The sequence below is a fragment of the Paenibacillus bovis genome, from assembly GCF_001421015.2.
GTDB classification, from domain to species: Bacteria; Bacillota; Bacilli; order Paenibacillales; family Paenibacillaceae; genus Saccharibacillus; species Saccharibacillus bovis.
In genome coordinates this window covers 1051152-1074024 of record NZ_CP013023.1, presented here as the reverse complement: position 1 = coordinate 1074024, position 22873 = coordinate 1051152, and the positions used below count along the sequence as shown (strand labels likewise).

Here is a 22873-nt window from a genome sequence, read left to right as displayed (position 1 = left end):
GCCGAAACAGCAGTGATCGTCCATCAAGGAATATCATTGCTGTTTCGGCAGCTGGGTTCATCACTATAACCTGCACAGTGCTGACAGAATGTCTCAGCTATTACGGATGCTTATTCACCAATGATCGTTTCCGGCAAATCATTGGCTTAGCTTAGCGTTTGTTGAAGCCTTTTCTCTCAAGGAAATCCTTGAGCTGCATCCGGGAAGCTGTAGTGAATTTCTGGGCCATGAGTGCAGACCACGGCGTACTCTTGGTACCGGCTGTACGGGCTGACAGATAATTCGCCATCTGTTCATCATACTCGGCTACTGTCTGCTCTGTCGTCAATGCATCGTAGGATTCATGATGCAGCACGGCTTTGAGCGGCAGCCGGGGACGCTGTCCAGGCTCCTGATTCGGATAACCGACACACATACCGTAGACTGGATAGACCCGATCCGGTAGACCAAGCAGCTCGGACACTTCTTCGATCTCGTTACGGACTCCGCCGATATAAACGATCCCCATTCCCATGGATTCGGCCGCTATCGCTGCATTCTGGGCAGCCAGCGTGACATCGGCTGTTGCTACGATAAAATTCTCGACTGCATCCGTATATGACTCCTCCTGTGGAGCATGCTGCTGGACCGCCTTTTCCAGACGGTGCAGATCTGCACACCAGACGAGAAAAACCGGACATTCCACAATATACCGCTGGTTACCTGCCAGCTCGGCCAATATGGCCTTGCGCTTCGGATCACGAACAGCGATTACACTATATGCCTGTACATTGCTGGAGCTGGAAGCCATCTGACCGGCAGCTATAATTGTCTCCAGCTGCTCATCGGTAACCGGGTCCGGCTTGTAGCTCCGAATAGAGCGGTGACTCATTAACAGATTAATCGTATCATTCACGGTTGAATTGCACTCCTGTCTATACAATGTAATCGTATCTTAACCATGCGCAGGATCAGATGAAGCAGACCAGATTCTGTACCTTATCATACAGCATGCTACAATGCTGCGGAAGCTGACCGCCTCATCCACATCTGCGCCGGTCAGAGACGCTCATGCTGCTTGCAGCTACTCTATCCAGTTTGCCAATCCGATAAACCCGGCCCAGCCTACGATCTGCAGGAGTCCAATCGTCAGGCTAGTTATCGCAAATCCCCTGCCGCGTGAAGAACGCAGCGACAATATCGCAAACACAAGCGACAGTAGAATAATCGCCGCCGAGATGACCAGCCCCATTATAACGAGCATCGGCACCACGCCAAATTCCGCATTGGCGACAACCAGAAGAATAAATACACATACAACGCCCGACATGCTAATCAGACCGATCAGACTCAGTATAAATGAAGTGAGCGCCATAACGAACCGGTCCTTGCTGGTAGGCTGATCCGGATTACGCTCCGATGGAGGCGGCCGGTAACCCGGTGGTGGCGGTGGCGTCTGATACGGCTGGTTCTGCTGGCCAAAATGATCTTCGTTCATAATACCCTCCCAAAAGACTACATCAACTTCTTGTCTGCAGCTCTCACAGGCTGCCTTTAGGAGTATAGTATACCTTATTTCCCAGTATCCGGCTGTACCTTTTGCAGCTTGATACGCTGCAAACGCAGGGCATTCAGTACGACCGAGACGGAGCTGAATGCCATCGCCGCCCCTGCCAGCCACGGAGCCAACAGACCGGAAGCTGCAATCGGAATACCGATGACGTTATACGCCAGCGCCCAGAACAGATTTTGACGGATATTGCGAATCGTACGGCGGCTGATCATGATCGCATCAGCGATACCGTTCAGATCCCCGCGCATCAAAGTCACATCCGCAGCTTCCATCGCCACATCGGTGCCAGTACCGATAGCAATACCAGTATCCGCCGTCGCCAGTGCAGGTGCATCATTGATACCATCTCCGACCATGGCGACGATGCGTCCTTTCTCCTGCAGACGCTTGATCTCGGCCGCTTTGCCCTCTGGCAGAACGCCTGCCAGAATATGATCTACTCCGGTCTGCTGACCAATTGCCTGTGCGGTGCGTTCATTGTCACCGGTAATCATGATCACTTCCATACCCATTTGCTGCAGACGCTGTATCGCTTCTTTGGACGTTTCCTTGACTGTATCGGCTACTGCCAGCCAACCGGTATACTGTCCATTGATCGCAGTCAGCATTACGGTTTTGCCTTTGCTTTCGACCTGCTGTATCTCTTGCTCCAGATCTTCGTTATAAATGTCCGCTTCCTGGAGCAGCAGTCTTGTACCGATCAGCATCTGCTGTCCGTCAGTCACAGAACGTATACCCTTGCCAGGTATATTTTCGAAAGCATCTACAGCTCCAGCGGTAATATTGCGTTCTTGCAAACCTTGTACAATAGCACGGGCCAGCGGATGCTCGGAAGCCGCCTCTGCGCTGATTATACGCTGCAGCCATTCCTGCTCTTCGATTCCGGAACTTCCGGCTACAAAATGAATATCCGTCAGCACCGGTTCACCGCGTGTAATCGTACCGGTCTTGTCCAGTACAACTGTATTCACTTTGTGAGCGGCTTCCAGATGTTCGCCGCCTTTGAACAGAATGCCGTATTCCGCAGCCCGGCCTGATCCCGCCATAATAGATGTCGGTGTAGCCAGACCCAGCGCGCAGGGACAAGCGATAACGAGTACTGCGATTGCTTTTTCCAGAGCACTGCTAAAGTTGCCCGGTTCCAGCCATAGATACCATATCCCAAAGGTCAGCAGCGCGATCCCTACTACAATCGGCACAAATATACCCGAGATGACATCAGCCATCCGCTGAATAGGTGCTTTGGATACCTGGGCTTCTTCGACCACACGGATAATGCGGGCGAGTGCTGTATTTTGACCGATCCGATTAACCCGGAAGCGCAATCGACCATTCTGATTGATGGTTGCTCCGATCACAGCATCACCGGCCGTCTTCTCTACCGGCAGACTTTCGCCGGTGAGCATCGACTCATCGACCGAAGATTGACCTTCCAATACCTCACCGTCTACAGGGATCTTTTCGCCCGGTTTGACGACTACAATATCGTCGATCCGTACATCATCTACCGGAATCTCAACTTCCCGGCCGTCCCGCTCTACTCTTGCCATCTGGGCGCGCAGATTCATAAGACTGCGAATCGCTTCGGACGAGCGCCCTTTGGCGCGATGTTCAAACCATTTACCCAGCAGAATCAGGGTGACCAGAATCGAACTGACTTCAAAATAAAGTTCTACCTGTGTTCCCGGTACCAGCATGGAACGAATAATCAGGAACAGACTATAAAAGTAGGCGGCCGACGTACCCAGTGCGACCAGCACATCCATATTGGCACTGCCGCTGCGAAGCGCTTTGTAAGCTCCTACATAGAATTGCCAGCCGATAATAAATTGTACCGGCGTAGCCAAAATAAGCTGAAACCACGGATTCATCAGAATGGACGGCGTGCTGATCCATGAGGTAATACTGAAATGACCCAGCATTGCCCATAGCAGTGGCAAAGATAATACCGCAGCAATAATCAGTTTCCATTTGCGCACAACCGCTTCGCGTTCACGCCGCTGCTCGATGCCTTCTTCGCGCTTGAGCTGTGCCTGATAGCCGAGCTTTTCGACTTTGCGTGTAATCTCGTCCAGCGTTACGCTGCCGGGATTGTATTGCACGCGCGCAGTCTCCAGCGCCAGATTGACGTTGACCTCCGAAATGCCATCCATGCGCCGGATTCCTTTTTCGATCCGGGTCGCGCAGGCGGCGCAGGTCATTCCCATAATATCGAGGTCGGCAGTTTCCTTGAGCGGCTGATAGCCCAGCTGTTCAATCTTGCGCTCCAATGCAGCTCCATCGATCTGTGCGGGATCATAAATGACCGAAGCACGTTCCAGTGCCAGATTCACATTGGCTTCCTGTACGCCTTCGAGCCGTCGCAGTCCTTTCTCGATCCGGGTTGAGCAAGCCGCACAGGTCATACCGCCAATCTGCAATTGCAGCTGACGTACAGAGCCGCCGGAACCCGAATCAGACGGCAGTACCGGAGCAGACGCTATTTCTTTTGCAGTCGTCGATTCTGTAGGGATCGATTTGGGAGAAGTATTCATGACGTAACCTCCTGTCTGTCATTTTTTTATTCATATATTGAATGGTATACGGGTAATATTTTACTTTTTAAATACCCCCAGGGGGTACATTTTTCTGTTAAATAAAAGCCCATACGGGCTTGGCTACACTGCTGTCTATACAGCATTGTCGGATATGCGAACCGGGATCGGGATCTATCTGTATCACTTGCCTACTTTCCGGGAGACAGATATGTCCTGCACTACCCGGCACCGGATACAGTCCGCTGCAAAACGAATGCCGGGTGTACAGCACCTATTCAACCACGGTTAGCATGCAGTCTGTCGCTGCTGCGATAGACTGCTCAAGCGTTCGAATTCTCAGGCTCCAGCAGAGACAACATCGTATCCCTGTTCTTCTATCGCTTCTGTTAATTTCACAACATCCAGCTGCTGTGCATCATATTCGATATCTACAGATTTGGCTTCCAGATTTACTTTTCCTGTAGCGCCAATCTCGGCAAGTGCACCTTCGACGGATTTTACGCAGTGCTGGCAGGACATCCCTTCTACTTCCAATGTTACCTGTGTCATTTGTGTCATGTGTATTCCTCCTCAAATGTGTATTGGTGCTTGATTCTGAATAGATAGTAGTTCCTCAGCCAAATGGACGGAGCATTAGTATCCTAAATGGATGTTGTTGCTTCATCCTAAATGGATGTTGTTGCTTCATCCTAAATGGATGTTGTTGCTTCATCCATTTTATTTCAATAATTTATTAATCGTAATCAGCAGTTCATCAATCACTTCATTCTCGCCGGCTTCTATACGTTCGACGACGCAACTCTTCATATGACCTTCCAGCAGCAGGCGACCGACCGAGTTCAGTGCGGATTGGGCAGCGGCAATCTGGTTCAAAACATCATCGCAATACGTATCTTTCTCGATCATGCCCTTGATGCCGCGAATCTGTCCTTCGACCCGGTTAAGACGGCGGACCATATTGGTCTTCATCTCGTCGGAATGATGACTGCGCCGGGTGCTGCTGCACTCCGTATGATCAGCCAGAGCTGTATTCTGTGGATATTCTTCCCGGATCATTCCGGCTTCTTCCATTGCATTGCCTCCTCTCACTTCTCCTTGTATCCAATTATCGGACAACAGGAGAAACGATCTTGTAACCTCATCCTAACATACCCTATGGGGGTATACAATAGATTTATTCAAAATATTATTTCACTCTTGGAATTATTTAAAATTTGATGTATTTTACCATTCCCACTCATTCACGAACCGATTATAATTATGTTAAAATAAAAAAGCTCCTTTTTACTATTTTTGGAATTTTCGAAAAGTGTTTTGTCATTCTACGCATATGGTCATGTATCGATTTATCCTTGTTTTTTCGACAATTATCCGGCTGTAACCGTCCCGGATTTCGCTGCTTATCGCGCATCCCTATCATGGAAGAAGGAAACTTATATGTCCAAAGCAGATCGCTATGAGCGAATGATGGAACAGACCCGTATTCATTTTCTTGAGGACGCCGAGCTGAAAATGGCCGATTTGCGTACCCTTTTTCGTGAATATTATAATGATTCTTCCCGTGCCGGATTAGCCGGTCTTCAATATGCAATCCATCGTCATGCCCATGCGATCAAAGGGCTGGCACTGCTGCTGTCCTACGAAGAGATGGACACGGTATGCGGAGATATTCTGGCTATCGTGCTGCAGGAGCCTCCACGCGACTGTACGCCATCCGAGATGGAGCATCTGCATCATCTGGTGACGACACTGGATCATCTGCTCAAACAAGCCTCTGCCTGATTCGTACAGCATTGGTCTCTGCGGTATTTCCTGTTACAATAGATCAGGCTGACAGAGCAAATGATACTGAGAAAGGGGCTTTTTTCCCATTGGCACAGTTATTTTTTAAATATGGCGCAATGAACAGCGGCAAGTCGATCGAGATTCTCAAGGTTGCCCATAACTATGAAGAACAAAACAAGCATGTCCTGATTTTCACTTCGGCGCTGGATACGCGCGATGAGATGGGTTATGTCTCCTCCCGGATCGGTGTACGCCGTCAGGCTATTGCTATTCATGAAGATACGGACATCTATACGATTGTCCAGAATTATACACCCAAGCCTTCCTGTGTACTGATCGATGAATGCCAGTTCCTGAACAAGGAATCCGTGCTGCAATTGGTCGCTATCGTGGACGAACTGAATATTCCGGTGATGGGGTTCGGACTGAAAAATGATTTCCAGAATCATCTGTTTGAAGGCAGCAAGTATATGCTGCTGTATGCCGACAAGATCGAGGAAATGAAAACAATCTGCTGGTTCTGCGAACGCAAAGCGACCATGAATCTGCGTATGAAAGATGGACGTCCTGTGTATACCGGAGAGCAGATCCAGATCGGCGGCAACGAGAGTTACTATCCGGTGTGCCGCAAGTGTTATAACAATCCGCCGATCTAAACGCGGGTGTCGTTGGTTGATGGTTATGCTGCGGATAGGATAATGTAAATAGAAAAAGGCTGATGATATGCACCCAAACACCGTGTATATCATCAGCCTTTTTATTTACATATTGGTATGGGATTTGGGGAGCTAATGTATGAAAAAGGGGCTAGGTTATCCACTCTGGAGAGGAATAAGGGCACGTCCTCCGGTGGAGCGCAGGAATCTACCGAGTAGGAGAGAATGTAGATTCCCGCACTCCAATGTCGTCCTTTGCCCTTATTTCCTCTCCGCCGTTCCGGGGTTACAGTGACTATTGGTGTTATCTTGATATTTTTACTTTTACTCGTACCATTATTATTACTATGTTGTCGATTACTATTATATTATCGATCAAGCTGGAGGCTGATATATTGCAATTCGCTTGTGGTATGGAATCCGGCTTTGTGATACAGGTTTATGGCTGCGGGGTTGCTTTTATTTACACAGAGAGAGACTTCCTCGACCTGAATATATTCAAACAGATGCTGTAGGGCATAATGCAGCAGATATAATCCAATCTTTTTACCGCGGCGATCGGGTCTTACCGCGATATATTCGATTTGACCTTCCCGAAATTCACAGTTTCCTTCCAGATAGACATAACCAGCAAACTCATTTTGGTTCAGACATACAAATAATCGATTGTCTTGATCCAGGCGGTTCAAAATGGTATCGGCCGCATAATAAGTAGATGGAAAACATTCGTTATGCAGATTGCGGAACAGGTATAGATAGGCAGATTGGTTAGCTGACAGAGCGGATAAGGTATTAATCATTTCTCCAATATCGACAATCTGCAGCTGATGATCGCCGATGGTATCTGAAGTGACAGGTTGTATCGGCCGCTTTTCCAGCTTCAGTATACTATGCTGTCCTTGCTTTGCAGCTTGTTTGGCCTGCATCCAGGCAAGGGCATGATAATTATGTATATGATAGAATCCGGCAATAATCTGAATGGAAGGTGAACATTTATCTACAGCAGCTGCCCACAGTTGATCGGCAGCCATCTGCCATTCATAAGAATCTTCTGTCAGGATAAAAGGACCCCAGAGTTCAGCCTGACCCTCTTCTTCATCCGTATCCAGCAGCAGCAGTCCTATCAGCTCTCCCTGTTCATATAAAAGGGTCACATAACGCTCCAATTCATACTCCCCAAATTCTTCATGTATGGAGTATGCAATCTCCTCCGCCTTTGTTCCACAGTAACCGACATGATGAGCCGGTTTGGCATTCTGTTCGCTGATCAATCGGGCTATTGCCGGAATCATTGCCGATGCGCCGTTCCTTGTTTGTCTCATTACAGTCAGCCTCCTTCCCGAATTAAAAATAAGCTGCCGCACAGTAAAGCTATATGTTCCAAATCAAAGACTCACTTTACAGTGCGGCTTATTTATTTTCCAATATGCATAATGCTAATAATTTCGATTAATCCATACTGCTAGTAGCTTCGATTATTTGATACAGGTGGGATATCAGTCCGGTTATTGCGCAGCTCCAGCAGCATAAGAACTGCCATCCAAAGCAAGGCAATCACATGCAGGCAGGTAACCAGTATACCGCCGGTTATCTGCAGCTGGCTGTTTACGACCTGCCACAGATTGTAGGTAATGGTCAGACTGAGCAAGGTTGCCAGACCGATCCATTTCCGATCCAGTATAACGGTAAAAAGGAGCAGGACCAGAGCAGGAATGCTGTAGCGTTCATGAATCTCTGTCGGCAGCATAAAAAAGGCAAAGGATACCCATACCCCTGCCTTGAGCAGAGCAGCGGTATTGATCGTGCGCAGCTTCCATAGATAAATTCCTGCATAGATCACAGCCATGAACAGCAGCAGAAATCCGATACTGCGCAGCGAAATCACTCCCCATAATCGTACCGTATCACTCGTAATAGGTGCGGTACCGACCAGGTAATACCAGATATTCAGTGCGTTCATCGTAACCTGGGTATACATGCCGACCGCGCTCAGATAAGCTGCCCGGAGCATCGCTCCCAGGCCGCCATAACCAGCAAAATACAGACTGATCCCAGCAAAAGGAATACATATCCCGATAACGATCCACAGCAGCGGACGAAATCGCTTGCTAGCCAGCTCACGCAGCACATACCAGCCCAGTACTGGAGCGATAATAATCGACTGCAGCTTGGTCAACAGCGCCAGCGCAAACAAAATACCTGCACCCAGCGGAGACGCAAGCAGCAGCAAGATCGAACCGGCCATCAGCATGCCATTCAGAATATCCACCTGTCCCCAGACTGCGCTATTGACGATTAGCGCCGGATTCAGGGCAAATCCTGCCAGTACCATCCAGCGCAGCCGCTGATCCGCGCGCCCTGCCGACCACCATGTTACTGCTAGCAGAGCCAGCATATCTAGCAGGATCAGAATACTTTTATAAGATAATGATCCGGGTGCTGCAGTGATGCCGAGCAGCTGCAGTACAGCTCCATATCCATGAAGCAGCCAGAGAAACAGCGGCGGATAATTGATGCCGCCATTATGAAGATAGACGCTCCCGAGTCCATATTCCCTCACCTGATTCATCCACTGCACAAACAGCTCTTGATCGCTGACAAAACCGGCGTATTGTCTGCCGAACCAGACCCGTATTCCCAGGCCTGCAGCCATCAGCAGAGCCAGCGCCCACCACTCCTGACGGGTCATCTCTTTTCTAAGACTGCGCAGCGAAATACGTTCTACCGAAACTTTTTTATTTTCTGGTGGTGTGATTCTCATCTGCCATCCCTCCCTGTTATTCACAAGAGACAGACGTTCATCCAAGGAAAGCATGACTGATTCGCAGTTCATGCCAGAAACGTTGCTGCGTTCATTATACAGCGGATAGTAGTGCAGACTGCAACTCTGGCGTGGTGGTGATAAACATTAGTCAGCGTAGTCCAAGTGTACTCTTTGCTACCCATGTCTGCTTGCACCTTATCCGGATTTTTTCTGGTTAAAATTTCCTGTTTGCAAATAGGGCTTTTTATCGGAAAATGGAAATTGTGCATCTTTTTATGCCAGGATGCGTAAACATGGATGTACTTGAAACGAAAGATTCAAAAGGGAGTGAACATCATGCATTATCCTCTACGCTACATAGAATGGTCAGAGGACAAACAGCGCGAATTGGGTCGGATTCATGAATATCCGTCCATGCATTCGGATGAGCTTTTTGTGCACAAGCTTGTAGACGCTATCAAACTGAATCACCGGATTTGGGTACATATATCCCACGAATCCGAAAACACCGGGCAGCATATTGTGTATGCGCGTCCTTTCGCAGAGGAACTGCCTTATCCGTATCAGAAAAGTCTGGCCCGTACCATTACCGGGCAAAAAGATTATCCCTCTTCCCTGCAGCCCGAATACTGGGTGTGGAATGGTGACAGCTTTGAGCGGATCAGCGGCTATGATTATTCCATGGCTGCTCTGGATATTGCCCGCCGCCTGCTGGATCATTACTGGGTAGAGAACGGAGTCACTTACGATATGCTCTATACCGTACTGGATGCAGATCGTCAGAAAGTCATGTTTTTCCTGAGTGAGGTGAGACACGGATGACAAAGGATTTACATAACCAGCCCGAGACACTGCTGTCTGACCCATCTGTACGTTCCATCTATCCATTACCGGCTGCTGCCGCTCATACCGGCAAGCCCGAATCGCTGCCTGAGATTACCGGTGCCTTAACAGAAACATCTGCTGTTCAGCAGCATGCTGCGTCTGCGGACAAGCCGGCTCGAACGCTCGGCTCCAAAGCACGCATGGCGGCGTTCTCTCTTATGCTGGTCGTACCTGTAGCCTTGACCGGCTGCGGAGACGATGATGATTACTGCGAATATGACCAGAATGGCAATCCTTATAATTGTGATGATGACTATAGCAGTGGCAGCCATGGCGGTTCGTACTTTTTTGGCGGGTACAGCTCTTCCCACAAAAGCAGCTCATCCGGATCGCACAGCGGCTTTGGCAGTAGTGGATCGTCCAGCTCTTTCTTTGGAGGATAAAGGCTATGCGTAGGACTGTCACGATTCCGTTATCCCGGGAACAGCTGTTTACCGGCGAGATTGCCCGCCGTATTCCTTACCATACGATGTATGGACAGCCCTACTGCCTGCCGGCTATGACTGTCTATACTGCCGATGAATATGAGCAGCTCCGGCTCGGTTCGGAGCGGGTCGATCATCTGTACCGCAAAACGCTGCATTTTGTTCAGGAGTATCTGCCTGATGAATATCTGATCGAGCAGCTGGGTATCCATCCACTGCTGGCTCATACAGCCCGGCAGTCGATTCCGTGGGATGGACTGACCCGACTGGACTGGATTATCAGCCCGGATGGCGAACCAAAATGTATAGAAAATAATACCGATACCCCGAGTGGTGTGCCGGAGGTCGCTTTTATCGAAAAGGAATTGCTTCGGCATGTATCCGGACTGCTGCCTGCTTCGGACATGATGAACACCCGGATTCAGCATATGTTTCGGGAAGCACTCTCCTATTATTCGGAGCATGGCCTCGGTCCAAAGATTCATTTCACCAGCTATGACTGGCATGAGGAAGACCGGATGAATACGATGTACCTGCTGGAACAGTGCCAGATCGCCGGAATCGAAGCTGTCTATGTACCGCTGGAACAGCTTAAGATCGTACCGGAGCAGGGATTATATGATCAGGAAGAACAGATCACTATCCTGTACCGCCTCTATCCGCTTGAATATCTGGTTGAAGACCGTGAAGAAGAAACCGGCCGGGCGGTGGGAGAAGATTTGCTGCAGCTCGTTGCCGAAGGCAGACTCGGTCTGATCAATCCAGCGCAGCATATTCTTACACAGAGCAAAGGCTTTATGGCGACATTATGGTCGCTGTATGAGCGCAATGACCAGATGCAGGATTATGCCGGTTTCACCCTGTATAATGCCGAAGAATGCAGCTGGATCAAGCAGTATTTGCTGCCGACCTATTTTACAGATGAGCCGTTTCGTCAAAATCATATTCCCTATGTGTCCAAAGGATACTTTGGACGTGAAGGCCAGGGTACCCGGCTCATCGAACAAGCTGGGCAAGCACACACGCCGCAGAAAAACGATCAGGCGATACATAGAGACGATGCAGACAGTAATCGTCCCAGCCTGCAGGATTCGGGCGATCCGCCTGCTTCCAACACGCCCTTTGGCAGCCATGCTGTAGCCTGGAATTCCGAGAACGCTGATCCTACCGAGCCGGATACAGCTGATCAAGAGCGGCTGGCCGCAGAAGCGATTACTGCCTATTACGAGCAGCAGCCTAAAATCTATCAGCAGCTGCATCCGATGGAGCCGATCCGAGCGGTGACGGATACCGGCACATATGAAGGATATCTGCTGACTGGAGCTTTTGTGATCGGTGGTACCTTTGCCGGTCTGCTGCCACGGATTGGTGGTAAAGTGACCGACAATCTGGCCTGCTACTGTGCAGCCGCAGTGACTCCAACTGAAAGACAGGATTGATATCCGGTCTGTAGATCTATGCCTGGAGAAATCAGCACAGAGTTCTGTGGCAGCACCGACTGTTCCGCGCGATCCTATGGATAGAGCATACTTTTGCAAAGCGGTAGGATTCCACGGATTGACCAATATCAATCCACGTATCAAACCTTATCGAACAGATGGAACTACCGATAATTGCACAATTATACGAGATGCATACAAGCATTTTAATTTACAGGAGGGTTAATGTTGAGACATTTTGGAACAGATTTATTACATGTCGGGATTGGACTCTTAATTCTATTCGCCGCACTGCTGGTCGGCTATTATATATTCAGTCTGATTACCCGCTATAACGATAACAAGGAGATCGCCGAAGGCAATGAAGCTGCAGGAATGTACATGGGCAGCAAACTGCTCGGTCTCTGTATTATCGTCGGACTGGTATCTATTAACTCGAACAACTGGCTGGACGTTATTATCTGGTCCGCTGTCGGTATCGTAATTCTATGTCTGGTGTATATCATATTCGATTTGATCACACCCAGCACCAAAGTGTGCGAACAGATCAAAAACGGCAATATGGCCATGGCCCAGCTGCTGCGCTCGCTGATCATCGGTATCTCCTTTGTGATCGGAACATTTCTGATGTAAAAGGAACAATGCTGACAGCAGATCAGATTCTGCGACATAACACAATATCCATCGAATAATGAATAAGATCGGCACATAACAAACAGCCTCTTTCCCTGTAGATCTACAGAGAAAGAGGCTGTTTTGTTATACGCGTTGGTTTTTGGAAACGCCTGCCGACAGCTATACGATATCTGAGGAATCACAGCAGCAATATACTTGCTGCCGGATGATCCCAGGCTGTCTGTATGTGCCGCTTGACGATCTGGCTTAGGAAGCAGCACCGTAAGAACCGGCTTTGTAGGTTTTTGGATCATACCATTTGTAGCCTGCTTGCGGAGCTGCCCATGGTTCTGCCTGCGGCTCTGTGGAAGAAGCCGGGGTCTCGATTGGTAGCAGTGGTGTCGGGCTGTCCAGTGTCAGACCGCTCACTCCGCTGAAGCTGGTGTAGCTTTCTTTGTTGGCGAGCCATCTCACGGTCTGTACGAGCAGTGTGGCATCGTCTACTTCTTTGAATCCATCATAGGTTTTCTTGGCTGCGCCTGTCTCTTCGCGCAGGTATTTCGGTGATGCATCTTCAACCGGAGAAGAGTCCCCGATAAAGGCGGCTTTGCCGGCACCCAGCTTGGAGATTGCAGCATAAGGACCTTCACTTCGTCCGCCGCCATTGTATACGCCCTGATCGACTGCGTTACCCCATTTGGAGACGCCGGATGGAACATATACGATACCTTTGGCTTTGCTTGGGTCAAGGATAGCCAGCGTGGAACCTGCATGCATCGCTACCGATTTGACTCCTGCCGTAATACCAAAAGATTGATTCGAAGCTACGATATCGGTAGCATTCACATCACCCAGTGCATTGTAGCGGAAACGAATACCAAAGTTCGTACCCAGCCAGTCGGAGCTGCTTACACCCTGCATTGCCGGGGAAGCGGCTTCTTCTGCACTCATGCCTTTGGCCGGATTGCTGTACGCTCCGCGGCGATAGCCGTTCATCGCTTCGGAACCGTCCCAGCGGTTTTTGTTGCGGTCGGCATTGTAGTGATCACCGATAAAGAAAATACTGCCGCCTGCTTTGACATATTGCAGCATCGCTGCCTGTTCGCTCGCTTTGAAAGGAACATTCGGCTCTGCAAGAACAAATACATCATAATTTTTGAGCTTGTCATACGTGATCGCCTGCTCGCCAAACGTATAAGGAATCGGACGCTCCAGGGATTCTACCGTAAATCCGACTGCTCGCAGTCCACTGGCAAAATCGGAGAATCCGCCATTGATGACCCAGTCGGCTGCTCCGGCTGTCTGTCCATGCGTATTGTCGAACAGAACTTTTTTGCCTGTGCCATCCGGCAGTGTGGTTCCTGTGCCCGGCGTACCTGGCGTTGGATCTGTTGGGTTCGTTGGATCAGTCGGATCTGTTGGTGTCGTACCGCCAACTGTCATCGCCGTCGGGCTTTTTACACCCGGATAATTATTGTATGTACCTGCGGTACCTGTCACCGTAATCGTCTGACCAATCAGCCCCGGATTGGATTGCAGTCCAAACTGGGAGCGGAAGCTGCTCGGGATCTGTACGTCCAACAGCTTGCTGTTGCTGGTCTCGCCCTTGCTGTCTGCCAGCAGCAGATTATAATCATTGGCAAATGGACTGCTGAAATCAGCTGTCTGTGCACCACTCGCATGTCCTACCACAACTCCGGTTACCGTAATCGTGCCTGCGGTCTGCGACTGAATCGCCTGCGCAACCGTCAGTGCAGTTGCTGCTTCCGCTTTGGAACCCGGCATACCTCCAAACAGGGATACCGCTGTCAGCATCATAGCAAGGAAAATCAGGTGAATCCTTCGGGATACTGCTTTTTGCATATACGTTCCTCCTCTGGCTAAATGGTCAAACGGTGGGACAATCGATTCTTAATTATCATAATTCGTTTTTATCTAGCGTATTCCTCTTTTATGTAAAAATTAAATAAAAAGGAATTTAAATTTGAAGCGGGAAGCGTGGGAGTGGAGAATAGTTACAACGCTGCAGGAATGGATCCTTCTGTCGCCCTCTGTTAAGAACGGATATCTGGAATAACTGCTTTCAGCAGTAGATATCCGTTCTTAAAGGATGGCTTTAGAAGGATTCCATTCCCTCCGCTCCGTGCCAGGATCTCCATTCGCACGTTCCAGATGAAAGATTTAAATTCCTTTTTGTTAGGGGAGGGCGGGAAGCAACGCTATAGACGAAAGATGTAAAGAGACGGGTTATAGTTTGGCAGTGGTTTGTGGGTTATTAACTGCTGTTTTTTAGTTTTTGGTTACTGGCTATTGTTTATGGACAGCTGGTTATTATTTTTTTATTTGTTTTAACATAGTCACACCGCGATACGGAGCGGAGGAAAGGAAATAAGGGTAAAGGACGACTTTTAAGCCTGGAGATTCTCATTTCCAATATCCAATTCAAGAATCTCCAGGCTTAACCGGAGGACGTGCCCTTATTCCTTTCTGCAGCGGCCGAACCCCAAACCAGAGCAATCCCTCTCCCGTCATCACCAAATTAAGTTGCGTAACGCAAAGGATTCTTATAAAATAGCCAAAGTACCAATCATCCTACCTTTGGGAGTGAGTGTTTTGTTTGACAAGTTGGAGAAAAAGTCGCTGGTCGATCAAGTGTATGCGCAGATTGAGCAGCGGATCAAGGATGGGCAGTGGGAGATTGGCACGCGGATTCCGCGGGAAGCGGAGTTAATGGAGCAGTTTGGCGTCAGCCGCAACACCCTGCGGGAAGCGGTGCGGGCGCTGGTGCATGTAGGGCTTCTTTCTACCCGGCAGGGAGATGGAACCTTCGTGACAGCGAGCAGTGAACTCAGCTCGGTTCTGCAAAAGCGTGTGCAGCGTTCGACGATGGTCGAGATTATGGAGGTGCGTCATGCACTGGATCGGGAAGCTGCAAGGCTGGCCTGTCTGCGGCGTACCGACGAAGATCTTCAGACCATGGATCAGTATGCGGATCTGTGTCATCAGCATACCGAAGCGGGCGATGTAGAGGCGTTTGTAGAAGCGGATATGAAGCTGCATCAGGCGATTGTAGCCGCCTCCTACAACGGACTGCTGATCGATCTGTATGCCAATTTATTTGAACAGATCCAGATGTCTATCCTCAGTACGACCGAGATGAGCAATGATCGCTATCATACCGGGCACCGCAATCTGATTGTGGCGATTCGTGAGCAGCAGCCTGATCAGGCGGCCTCCGTTGTAGACGATTATATCTCGCATTTCACAGGTATTCTTTTCGAAAGGAATTTATAAGCAATGCACAAAACCACTATCGACTCTATAGGTTCTTCCGTTACCAGGCGGAATCTGGCTTTTCTCGTTTTTTGTATCCTGTTTGTATCTATTAATATGCGGGGGCCGATTACCGGTCTGAGTCCACTGCTCGAATTGATGCGGCAGGACTTTACCGTATCCAATACCATGGCCGGCTTCCTGACAACGATTCCGCTGCTGGCCTTTGCACTGCTGTCTCCGTTTGTCGCCAAACTCGCCGGCAGCTATGGCATGGAGAAAATTATTTTCTTTGCCATGGTCATTCTGGTGGCCGGCGGCTGGATGCGTCCATTTGGCGGCATCAGTCTTCTGATTACCGGTACATTCCTGACCGGTCTGGCAATCGCGGTACTGAATGTGATTTTGCCGGGTCTGATCAAGCGGGAGTTCCCGCTCCGGATCGGGATTATGACGAGTGTGTACTCGATCTGTACCAACGTATTTGCCGCGATTGCGTCAGCGCTCAGCCTGCCGCTGGCCGTGAATTTGGGGCTGGGTTGGCAGGGTTCCCTGCTTACCTGGACCGTACTGGCGATGGCATCTCTGCTCTGCTGGATTCCGCAGCTGCGGCACAACAAGGTCGCCAAGCTGGCCGCCCGCTCACATACGTCCGGTCATAGTGTATGGCGCTCGCCGATCGCCTGGAAAATCACTTTTTTCATGGGTCTGCAATCGATGATCTATTATGTGTCTATCGCCTGGCTGCCGGATATTCTGCAGGAACAGGGAATGAGCCGTGTACAGTCCGGTTATATGCTGTCTCTGATGCAGTTCTCGATGCTGCCGTTTAACTTTATTATTCCGATTCTGGCTGCCCGGCTCAAAACACAGCGGGTGCTTGTATTCGGCACAGTAGTGCTGTATCTGATTGCGCTATTCGGCATTATGATGGGCAGCGGACATATGGGCTGGATTGCTTTTTGCCTGATTCTGCTCGGAATTGCCGGAGCCGCCGCATTCAGTCTATCGATGATGTTTTTCAACCTGCGTACCCGTACACCGGAGCAGGCCACCGAGGTATCCGGTATGGCTCAATCTGTCGGTTATTTGCTGGCAGCCTGCGGACCGACCCTGTTTGGTATTCTGCATGATGCGACCGGTACATGGACGATTCCGCTGACGCTGCTCGTCGCAGCAGCAGCCAGTCTGCTATACACTGGCTTTGGTGCCGGCAGCCGCGGATACATTTATCCGGAGCCTACAAATGACCAAAATATACGTACTATCGATTAATAACTACGAAATAGGGTATGATTTATAAGAAGCGATCTTAGCATACTGAGGAGGAATACAATCATGACTACTGATATCCGATCCACCAAAAAACTGAACAATGGTGTCGAAATGCCATGGTTCGGTCTCGGCGTATGGCAGGTTGAAGAAGGAGAAGACGCGACAAAGTCCGTCACTGCTGCAATCAAGGCGGGTTATATCTCTATCGATACGGCTGCCGCATACAAGAATGAAGAGAGCGTGGGCAAAGCGATCCGTGAATCCGGTGTAGCCCGTGAAGATCTGTTCATTACGTCCAAGCTGTGGAATGGTGACCAGGGCTATGAATCCGCTCTGGCGGCATTTGACTCCACGATGGAGAAGCTCGGTCTGGATGTACTCGACCTGTACCTGATCCACTGGCCGGTCAAAGGCAAATACAAAGATTCCTGGCGCGCAATGGAGAATTTGTACAAAGAAGGCCGTATTCGTGCCATCGGCGTAAGTAACTTCCAGCCGCACCATCTGGATGATCTGCTGGCAGACGCGGAAGTCGTGCCGGCTGTTAACCAGATCGAGTTTCATCCGCTGCTGACGCAAAATGAACTGCTCGACTATTGTGCACAAAAAGGGATTCAGGTCGAAGCATGGTCCCCGCTGGCACAAGGCAAGCTGTTCGACAATGAAGTAGTCACTACTATTGCTGAGAAATACGGCAAGAGCCCTGCACAAGTGCTGCTGCGCTGGGTACTCGACAAAGGCGTAGTCGTACTGACTCGTTCGGTCAAAGAAGAGCGTATCGTAGATAACGCAAACATTTTCGACTTCCAGCTGACAGCGGACGAAGTGGATCAACTGAATGCGCTCAACAAAAACGAGCGTACCGGCCCGGATCCGGACAACTTCAACTTCTAATCATTCCCGGCTCCAACTACAATACCAAAGACACATCGGTGCATATGCCGGTGTGTCTTTTTTTGGCGGTCAGATTAACCGGCTGCATATTCCATGTACATTTCTGCTCTTTTCTTGTTCACCTTTTAGCCTTTCTTGCTAATAGATATAAAAAAGCCCCCGTGTACACGGGGGCCTATCCATAATGTGCTATTTATTCCTGATTAGATCCCAAGCTATAAGTATAATTCACTCCACTACTTATATTCCCTGCTTGATTACTTATGACCCTACGATTGAACTTCGAGTACCTAATAATGCCTGCTTCAAATGGTTGTAATGGTTAAGTATGGTGTCTACTCTTCTCGACTGGTCCAATACGCGGTGGTCATGAAGGTCATAAAATTGTACCATTTCATTAAGTTCCCGGCGCTCTTGTTCGATGCATGCTTCAATCAATTTAAGCTCTTCCAAGAAACTCACCTCCTACCGCGATGTCTTGAAGAAACAGCTGCAGCTGTCTATCTATTTATTCTATCTTTGTGCAGTCTGTCATCTAATACTCTGTCTACGAATTTTACCAAACGATTCCTATTTCTACCATATCACATTTATATACACTTTAGATTATAAAGTGACAAAAAGCTAAATGATATAGCTCATCCTTTATAGAAATATAACACAACCGGAAGCCAGGCTGCATGAATGTTCCGTGAACAATGCATCTGGTTTCCGATTGTAGAAGGTTAATCTGTAATGATTGGAGTCAGTGGTCCACTGCCGAAATGCCCGGAGCGGTCTACTTTGGTCTGCAGGTATTTTTCGTTGAACTCGGAAATGTCGCCCCATAGCGGTACACGTCCGCTCACCTCTGCACCGGAGCGCTGAAGCGCATCCAGCTTGCGCGGATTGTTGGTGATCAGCGTGACCGGCAGCTGACGCAGCTGATTCAATACGGCGATGGCGTCGTCATAATTGCGCATATCATCTTCGAAGCCCAGCTCCAGATTGGCTTCGACAGTATCCAGCCCCTGCTCCTGCAGTACATAGGCCATCGCTTTGCTGAACAGACCAATACCGCGTCCCTCGTGGTTCGCCAGATAGAACAGCGCACCCGATCCATGGGCCGCGATCATTTTCATCGATTGTTTGAGCTGGTAGCCGCAGTCACAGCGCTTGCTGCCAAAAATATCGCCGGTATGACAGATACTGTGCATCCGGATCAGCGCGTCCGGTGATCCTTTGAAATCACCATAGACGAGTACGCTGGATTGCTGGGCTTCTGCCAGATTGGACGAAGACAGCATCTCGATAATAGCGGCATGGTCGTAATTACGGTCGCCGCAGTTCGCACCCGGCATACTGTCACAGCGCAGCCAGCAGTACCACTGGAAGACTACCGTCTCACCGTCCAGATTCACCGGCAGACGGATCGGGCCGACCAGATAAATCGATTTCTCGCCGCTTGGCACGATTTGAATATGATTCTGGAGCGCTGCTGCAATTTTAGGATTGATCATATGGATTACCTCCGGAATTGGGAATGCTATATTTGTAAATACGTCGATAGATGTCTATTGGATCATTCATTGGTTTCAGGCATGATAAGCCGGAAAATGCGCACGAAAACCAGCTTCTCTCGTAAACTGACTGTCCAGCTCATTCGCAGTCTCCTGCCGGCGTAGCTGTTCAAACTGGCGAAGCCGCTCCAGACTAACATCTTCCGCTTCAAGCGCTTCGATCAGCAGTGGTGCGAGTACATGGGCATCCTGCATCGCGCTGTTCACGCCGATCGCCCCGGTTGGACTGAACGTATGGGCAGCGTCGCCCATAATAACCAGTCCCGGCTGGGCCCATGTATCGCATACACAGCTCTGCACCTTGAGCAGTACAAAATCTTCCCAGGAGCGGATATACTGCTGCACCATAGTCTCCAGCTGCGGAAACGCATCAATCAATGCGCTCGCAAAAGGGTCGACCGGCGATTTGCGCAGCTGCGGATACGTGTCCTGCGGAATATTCCAGCCAATCTGGATATATCCGCCATGCTGGGTGAACAAGGCCAGCTGGGCATCCTGTGCCAGAGCCATGCGTACCGTAGGCGGCCAGCCGTCCGGTGCAGGAATACGTGCCCATAGCAGATCAAATCCGTGACGGAGAATGGTTGTCTGAATACCGGCAAGCTTGCGAACTGTCGAATATCTGCCGTCTGCTCCGATGACGATCTGGCTGTGAATCGTCCACTCTTCGCCGTGATGACGAACCCGTACACCGGTCACCGGACCTTCTGTTGATTCCCGGATCAGCTCCGTTACGGTTGTATCCATCATAAGTCGGTAATTGGGGAAGTTCAAGGACTGCCCGAGCAGAACCTGCAGCAGATTTTTCTGCGGCACATGTATACCGGTGTGGCGCTCCTCCGGTCCGGGCAGGATACTTTTGATCACCTGACCGTCCTGAAAGTACTCTACCCGCTCCATTTCCAGCAGTCCGGCCTCACGCACCTGCTCGTACAGTCCGTGTTCACGAAGAATGGCCTCACCGGTCGTATTCAGATGTTCACCGCGGAACTCTTTATCGATATGTCCATGCCGTTCCAGCAGGATAACGGATATACCCCGGGCAGCCAGCAGATAACCCAGCAGCGCTCCACCGGGACCTGCTCCGACGATACAGACCTGTGTATTCAGATCCATCGGATTCTCCTTTCTCTGACGTTTCTCAGTATCTTTATTTGTCATAGCAATTATATTTAAGGTCGTTAACTTACTTTTAATAAGTAGATTATATTTAAGTGAAAGGATGTTGTCAACTTTTACAGTGCCCGTACGATATAGACAACAAAAAAGCCTCTTTATATAGTTATCGGATCGGATACTAGTATGTTTATCCTGGACGACTATAAAAGATGCTTTTACGTGTGTATTATACTTTTAATCTATTGGTTATGCGACTTGGAAGACAGCGTATGTCGGCGTATAGATATTCTTTTCCATATTTCTGGGAAAACAATACCGAGCAGAATCAGCAGCATACCGAGATAATGCGGCATACCGACCTGCTCATGAAGAACCACTGCAGACATAAGTACCGCGGTAGGCAGCTCTGCAGCGCCCAGAATAGAAGCCATGCCCGAGCCGGTTAACGGAGCTCCCTTGGAGAACATTAGCGTAGACAAAAACGGACCGAGCACAGCTAGTGCGAGACCGTATCGCAGTGCCAGCTCTACGAACAAGCGAGCATCCGACAAAAAGGCTGGTGGCAGCACAATCATACAAATCATACATCCACCGCTCACCATCAGCGCAGTCTTCAGCACCGGATTCACCTGTACCGCTACTCTGCCGCTCAATAAAATAAAGATCGTATACGAGACAGCAGCCAGCAGTCCATACAGGAATCCGAGCCAGTGAATACCGCCAAGCCCTGTCGCAAACAGGTTGGTAGCGCTAAGTGTACCAATCAGCAGCGGGATCAGGGATAGCAATTTGCCTGCACCTGGCAGTCTGCGGTTTATAATTGCCTCTGCCAGCACCCCCATCCAGGTAAACTGGAACAGCAGCACAATCGCCAGCGAAGCAGATATATACTGCAGCGCCAGATAATAGAACATTCCGGTTAATCCTGTCGTAGAGCCGAGTCCGATCAGCAGAATGATCTGCTTATGGCTGGCTGCCGCATATTTGGGCGCAGCACTGTTCTTTTTGCCGAGTCGGCTGACAAGCAGAAAGCCCCACAGCAGCAAGGCTCCGAGCAGCATCTGAATGCCTACCACGTCGTTGACGATAAATCCGTCATGATACGCCAATTTTACAAAGGTAGACAGCACGCCGTAGCTGCAGGCACCCAGTAAAATATAAATTATACCTTTCAACACTTCACCCCATCTTAACTCTCAAGAAGAACGGTATCTTCTGTGACTCACTCTTTATTGCATTTGTTCCAGAATCCCTTTGATCAGTTTGACGAAATCGGTTCTGACCCGTCCGGCCACCTCAATCACTTCTTCGTGATTCAGCGGCTGATCCAGAATACCGCAGGCCATATTGGTCAGGCAGGAAATCCCTAGCACGCCTATGCTGGCGTGGGTAGCTACAATCGCTTCCGGTACGGTCGACATGCCTACCGCATCCGCTCCCATCGTACGAATCATGCGAATCTCTGCCGGTGTCTCATAAGCCGGACCGCTCCACCACGCGTATACCCCTTGCTGCAGGGAAAGGTTCATCTCCTGCGCGACATCGGTCGCTATCCGGCGTAGCTCGGGATGATACACTTTGGAGAGATCGGGGAAACGGGTACCCAGTTCGGGATTATTCGGACCGATCAGCGGATTATTGGCTACCAGATTGATATGATCGGTAATCAGCATCAGTTCGCCCGGCTGAAAATCGGTATTTATTGCACCGCAGGCATTGGTAATAATCACATTCTCTACACCAAGAGCTTTCATCACCCGTACAGGGAAAGTAACTTCATCCAGCGTGAATCCTTCGTAATAGTGGAAACGACCTTTCATCGCAACGACTGTTTTGCCCATTAACTGTCCAATAACGAGTTCATTGGCATGTCCTACCGCTTCGGATTTGGCAAAATGGGGAATCTCGCTATAAGGAATACAATGAGGATTCTCAATATCATCTGCTAAAGCGCCTAATCCCGATCCCAGAATCAGACCAATCGTTGGACGGTGTGCCGTTTGGTTCATAATAAAATCGGTTGCCTGCTGAATATCCTGTAGATTATGCATTATCATTTCCTCCATTATCTGAATCATCTTATCACGTCTGGATG

General features: G+C 49.5%; 22 protein-coding genes. 9 read left to right on the top strand and 13 right to left on the bottom strand.

Annotated features, from left to right (window positions below):
* Nucleotides 1–151: 151 nt before the first annotated feature.
* The 5 genes from nfsA to AR543_RS04585 all read right to left on the bottom strand — a co-directional run bounded on the left by nfsA (nt 152) and on the right by AR543_RS04585 (nt 5145).
* Nucleotides 152–895, bottom strand: a complete 744-nt coding sequence (nfsA, locus tag AR543_RS04605) for an oxygen-insensitive NADPH nitroreductase (protein ID WP_060532225.1) — start codon at nt 893–895, stop codon at nt 152–154.
* A 168-nt stretch (nt 896–1063) separates the two neighbouring features.
* Nucleotides 1064–1477: a hypothetical protein gene (locus AR543_RS04600; RefSeq protein ID WP_060532223.1), complete on the bottom strand. Its 414-nt coding sequence runs from the start codon at nt 1475–1477 to the stop codon at nt 1064–1066.
* 74 nt (nt 1478–1551) lie between these two features.
* A complete protein-coding gene (locus AR543_RS04595) occupies nt 1552–4086 on the bottom strand; it encodes a heavy metal translocating P-type ATPase (protein ID WP_082472115.1) in 2535 nt (844 codons plus the stop codon).
* A gap of 339 nt (nt 4087–4425) precedes the next feature.
* The gene (locus tag AR543_RS04590; protein ID WP_060536634.1) at nt 4426–4638 is read right to left on the bottom strand and encodes a copper ion binding protein; all 213 of its coding nucleotides are present in this window, start codon (nt 4636–4638) and stop codon (nt 4426–4428) included.
* A 168-nt stretch (nt 4639–4806) separates the two neighbouring features.
* On the bottom strand, nt 4807–5145 hold the full coding sequence (locus tag AR543_RS04585; RefSeq protein WP_060536633.1) for a metal-sensitive transcriptional regulator: 339 nt from the start codon (nt 5143–5145) through the stop codon (nt 4807–4809).
* Between the two features lie 381 nt (nt 5146–5526).
* Here AR543_RS04585 and AR543_RS04580 point away from each other — a divergent pair, with 381 nt between their 5' ends.
* Both AR543_RS04580 and AR543_RS04575 read left to right on the top strand, forming a co-directional pair.
* A complete protein-coding gene (locus tag AR543_RS04580; protein ID WP_060532221.1) occupies nt 5527–5871 on the top strand; it encodes an Hpt domain-containing protein in 345 nt (114 codons plus the stop codon).
* 89 nt (nt 5872–5960) lie between these two features.
* Entirely contained in the window at nt 5961–6530 is a 570-nt protein-coding gene (locus AR543_RS04575; protein WP_060532219.1) for a thymidine kinase, read from the top strand.
* Between the two features lie 368 nt (nt 6531–6898).
* Here AR543_RS04575 and AR543_RS04570 read toward each other — a convergent pair whose 3' ends face one another.
* Complete coding sequence (locus tag AR543_RS04570; RefSeq protein ID WP_060532217.1) at nt 6899–7852, bottom strand: GNAT family N-acetyltransferase; 954 nt, start codon at nt 7850–7852, stop codon at nt 6899–6901.
* Nucleotides 7853–7992: 140 nt separating this feature from the next.
* Nucleotides 7993–9291 (bottom strand): hypothetical protein, encoded by a 1299-nt coding sequence (locus AR543_RS04565; protein WP_060532215.1) that lies wholly within the window; start codon nt 9289–9291, stop codon nt 7993–7995.
* A gap of 306 nt (nt 9292–9597) precedes the next feature.
* On the opposite strand from AR543_RS04565, the gene AR543_RS04560 reads away from it, so the two are divergent.
* The 4 genes from AR543_RS04560 (at nt 9598) to AR543_RS04545 (ending at nt 12676) form a co-directional block, all read left to right on the top strand.
* Complete coding sequence (locus tag AR543_RS04560; protein WP_158523928.1) at nt 9598–10116, top strand: hypothetical protein; 519 nt, start codon at nt 9598–9600, stop codon at nt 10114–10116.
* Nucleotides 10113–10562, top strand: a complete 450-nt coding sequence (locus AR543_RS24940) for a hypothetical protein (RefSeq protein ID WP_335582707.1) — start codon at nt 10113–10115, stop codon at nt 10560–10562. Before AR543_RS04560 ends, AR543_RS24940 begins: the two co-directional genes overlap by 4 nt.
* Nucleotides 10563–10567: 5 nt before the next feature.
* Entirely contained in the window at nt 10568–12043 is a 1476-nt protein-coding gene (locus AR543_RS04550; protein WP_060532210.1) for a glutathionylspermidine synthase family protein, read from the top strand.
* A 225-nt stretch (nt 12044–12268) separates the two neighbouring features.
* Nucleotides 12269–12676: a DUF350 domain-containing protein gene (locus tag AR543_RS04545; RefSeq protein ID WP_060532208.1), complete on the top strand. Its 408-nt coding sequence runs from the start codon at nt 12269–12271 to the stop codon at nt 12674–12676.
* Nucleotides 12677–12925: 249 nt separating this feature from the next.
* Here AR543_RS04545 and AR543_RS04540 read toward each other — a convergent pair whose 3' ends face one another.
* Nucleotides 12926–14476 carry a DUF6359 domain-containing protein gene (locus tag AR543_RS04540; RefSeq protein ID WP_418304218.1) on the bottom strand — a complete coding sequence of 517 codons (1551 nt, stop codon included), beginning with the start codon at nt 14474–14476 and terminating at the stop codon, nt 12926–12928.
* Between the two features lie 795 nt (nt 14477–15271).
* Between AR543_RS04540 and AR543_RS04535 the strand changes: the two genes are divergently transcribed.
* The 3 genes from AR543_RS04535 (at nt 15272) to AR543_RS04525 (ending at nt 18100) form a co-directional block, all read left to right on the top strand.
* Nucleotides 15272–15952: a FadR/GntR family transcriptional regulator gene (locus AR543_RS04535; RefSeq protein WP_060532204.1), complete on the top strand. Its 681-nt coding sequence runs from the start codon at nt 15272–15274 to the stop codon at nt 15950–15952.
* A gap of 3 nt (nt 15953–15955) precedes the next feature.
* The gene (locus AR543_RS04530) at nt 15956–17206 is read left to right on the top strand and encodes a CynX/NimT family MFS transporter (protein ID WP_060532202.1); all 1251 of its coding nucleotides are present in this window, start codon (nt 15956–15958) and stop codon (nt 17204–17206) included.
* A gap of 63 nt (nt 17207–17269) precedes the next feature.
* Nucleotides 17270–18100, top strand: coding sequence for an aldo/keto reductase (locus AR543_RS04525; RefSeq protein WP_060532200.1), 831 nt, complete (start codon nt 17270–17272; stop codon nt 18098–18100).
* A 261-nt stretch (nt 18101–18361) separates the two neighbouring features.
* On the opposite strand, the gene AR543_RS04520 is transcribed toward AR543_RS04525, so the two are convergent.
* From AR543_RS04520 to AR543_RS04500, 5 genes are all read right to left on the bottom strand, one after another.
* A complete protein-coding gene (locus AR543_RS04520) occupies nt 18362–18553 on the bottom strand; it encodes an aspartyl-phosphate phosphatase Spo0E family protein (RefSeq protein WP_017814027.1) in 192 nt (63 codons plus the stop codon).
* A 272-nt stretch (nt 18554–18825) separates the two neighbouring features.
* Nucleotides 18826–19599, bottom strand: coding sequence for a GTP cyclohydrolase II (locus tag AR543_RS04515; RefSeq protein WP_060532198.1), 774 nt, complete (start codon nt 19597–19599; stop codon nt 18826–18828).
* Nucleotides 19600–19674: 75 nt separating this feature from the next.
* Nucleotides 19675–20775 carry an FAD-dependent monooxygenase gene (locus AR543_RS04510; RefSeq protein ID WP_060532196.1) on the bottom strand — a complete coding sequence of 367 codons (1101 nt, stop codon included), beginning with the start codon at nt 20773–20775 and terminating at the stop codon, nt 19675–19677.
* A gap of 242 nt (nt 20776–21017) precedes the next feature.
* On the bottom strand, nt 21018–21956 hold the full coding sequence (locus AR543_RS04505; protein WP_227871834.1) for an EamA family transporter: 939 nt from the start codon (nt 21954–21956) through the stop codon (nt 21018–21020).
* Between the two features lie 51 nt (nt 21957–22007).
* On the bottom strand, nt 22008–22829 hold the full coding sequence (locus AR543_RS04500; RefSeq protein WP_060532192.1) for a purine-nucleoside phosphorylase: 822 nt from the start codon (nt 22827–22829) through the stop codon (nt 22008–22010).
* Nucleotides 22830–22873: the final 44 nt, after the last annotated feature.

Excerpts from the sequence above, each read along its gene's own strand:
- AR543_RS24940 (WP_335582707.1), top strand. The coding sequence starts at position 10,113 with ATGACAAAGGATTTACATAACCAGCCCGAGACACTGCTGTCTGACCCA.
- AR543_RS04590 (WP_060536634.1), bottom strand. The coding sequence starts at position 4,638 with ATGACACAGGTAACATTGGAAGTAGAAGGGATGTCCTGCCAGCACTGC.
- AR543_RS04510 (WP_060532196.1), bottom strand. The coding sequence starts at position 20,775 with ATGGATCTGAATACACAGGTCTGTATCGTCGGAGCAGGTCCCGGTGGA.
- AR543_RS04545 (WP_060532208.1), top strand. The coding sequence starts at position 12,269 with ATGTTGAGACATTTTGGAACAGATTTATTACATGTCGGGATTGGACTC.
- AR543_RS04595 (WP_082472115.1), bottom strand. The coding sequence starts at position 4,086 with ATGAATACTTCTCCCAAATCGATCCCTACAGAATCGACGACTGCAAAA.
- AR543_RS04600 (WP_060532223.1), bottom strand. The coding sequence starts at position 1,477 with ATGAACGAAGATCATTTTGGCCAGCAGAACCAGCCGTATCAGACGCCA.
- AR543_RS04585 (WP_060536633.1), bottom strand. The coding sequence starts at position 5,145 with ATGATCCGGGAAGAATATCCACAGAATACAGCTCTGGCTGATCATACG.
- AR543_RS04530 (WP_060532202.1), top strand. The coding sequence starts at position 15,956 with ATGCACAAAACCACTATCGACTCTATAGGTTCTTCCGTTACCAGGCGG.
- AR543_RS04570 (WP_060532217.1), bottom strand. The coding sequence starts at position 7,852 with ATGAGACAAACAAGGAACGGCGCATCGGCAATGATTCCGGCAATAGCC.
- AR543_RS04580 (WP_060532221.1), top strand. The coding sequence starts at position 5,527 with ATGTCCAAAGCAGATCGCTATGAGCGAATGATGGAACAGACCCGTATT.
- AR543_RS04525 (WP_060532200.1), top strand. The coding sequence starts at position 17,270 with ATGACTACTGATATCCGATCCACCAAAAAACTGAACAATGGTGTCGAA.
- AR543_RS04540 (WP_418304218.1), bottom strand. The coding sequence starts at position 14,476 with ATGATGCTGACAGCGGTATCCCTGTTTGGAGGTATGCCGGGTTCCAAA.
- AR543_RS04515 (WP_060532198.1), bottom strand. The coding sequence starts at position 19,599 with ATGATCAATCCTAAAATTGCAGCAGCGCTCCAGAATCATATTCAAATC.
- AR543_RS04550 (WP_060532210.1), top strand. The coding sequence starts at position 10,568 with ATGCGTAGGACTGTCACGATTCCGTTATCCCGGGAACAGCTGTTTACC.
- AR543_RS04500 (WP_060532192.1), bottom strand. The coding sequence starts at position 22,829 with ATGCATAATCTACAGGATATTCAGCAGGCAACCGATTTTATTATGAAC.
- AR543_RS04565 (WP_060532215.1), bottom strand. The coding sequence starts at position 9,291 with ATGAGAATCACACCACCAGAAAATAAAAAAGTTTCGGTAGAACGTATT.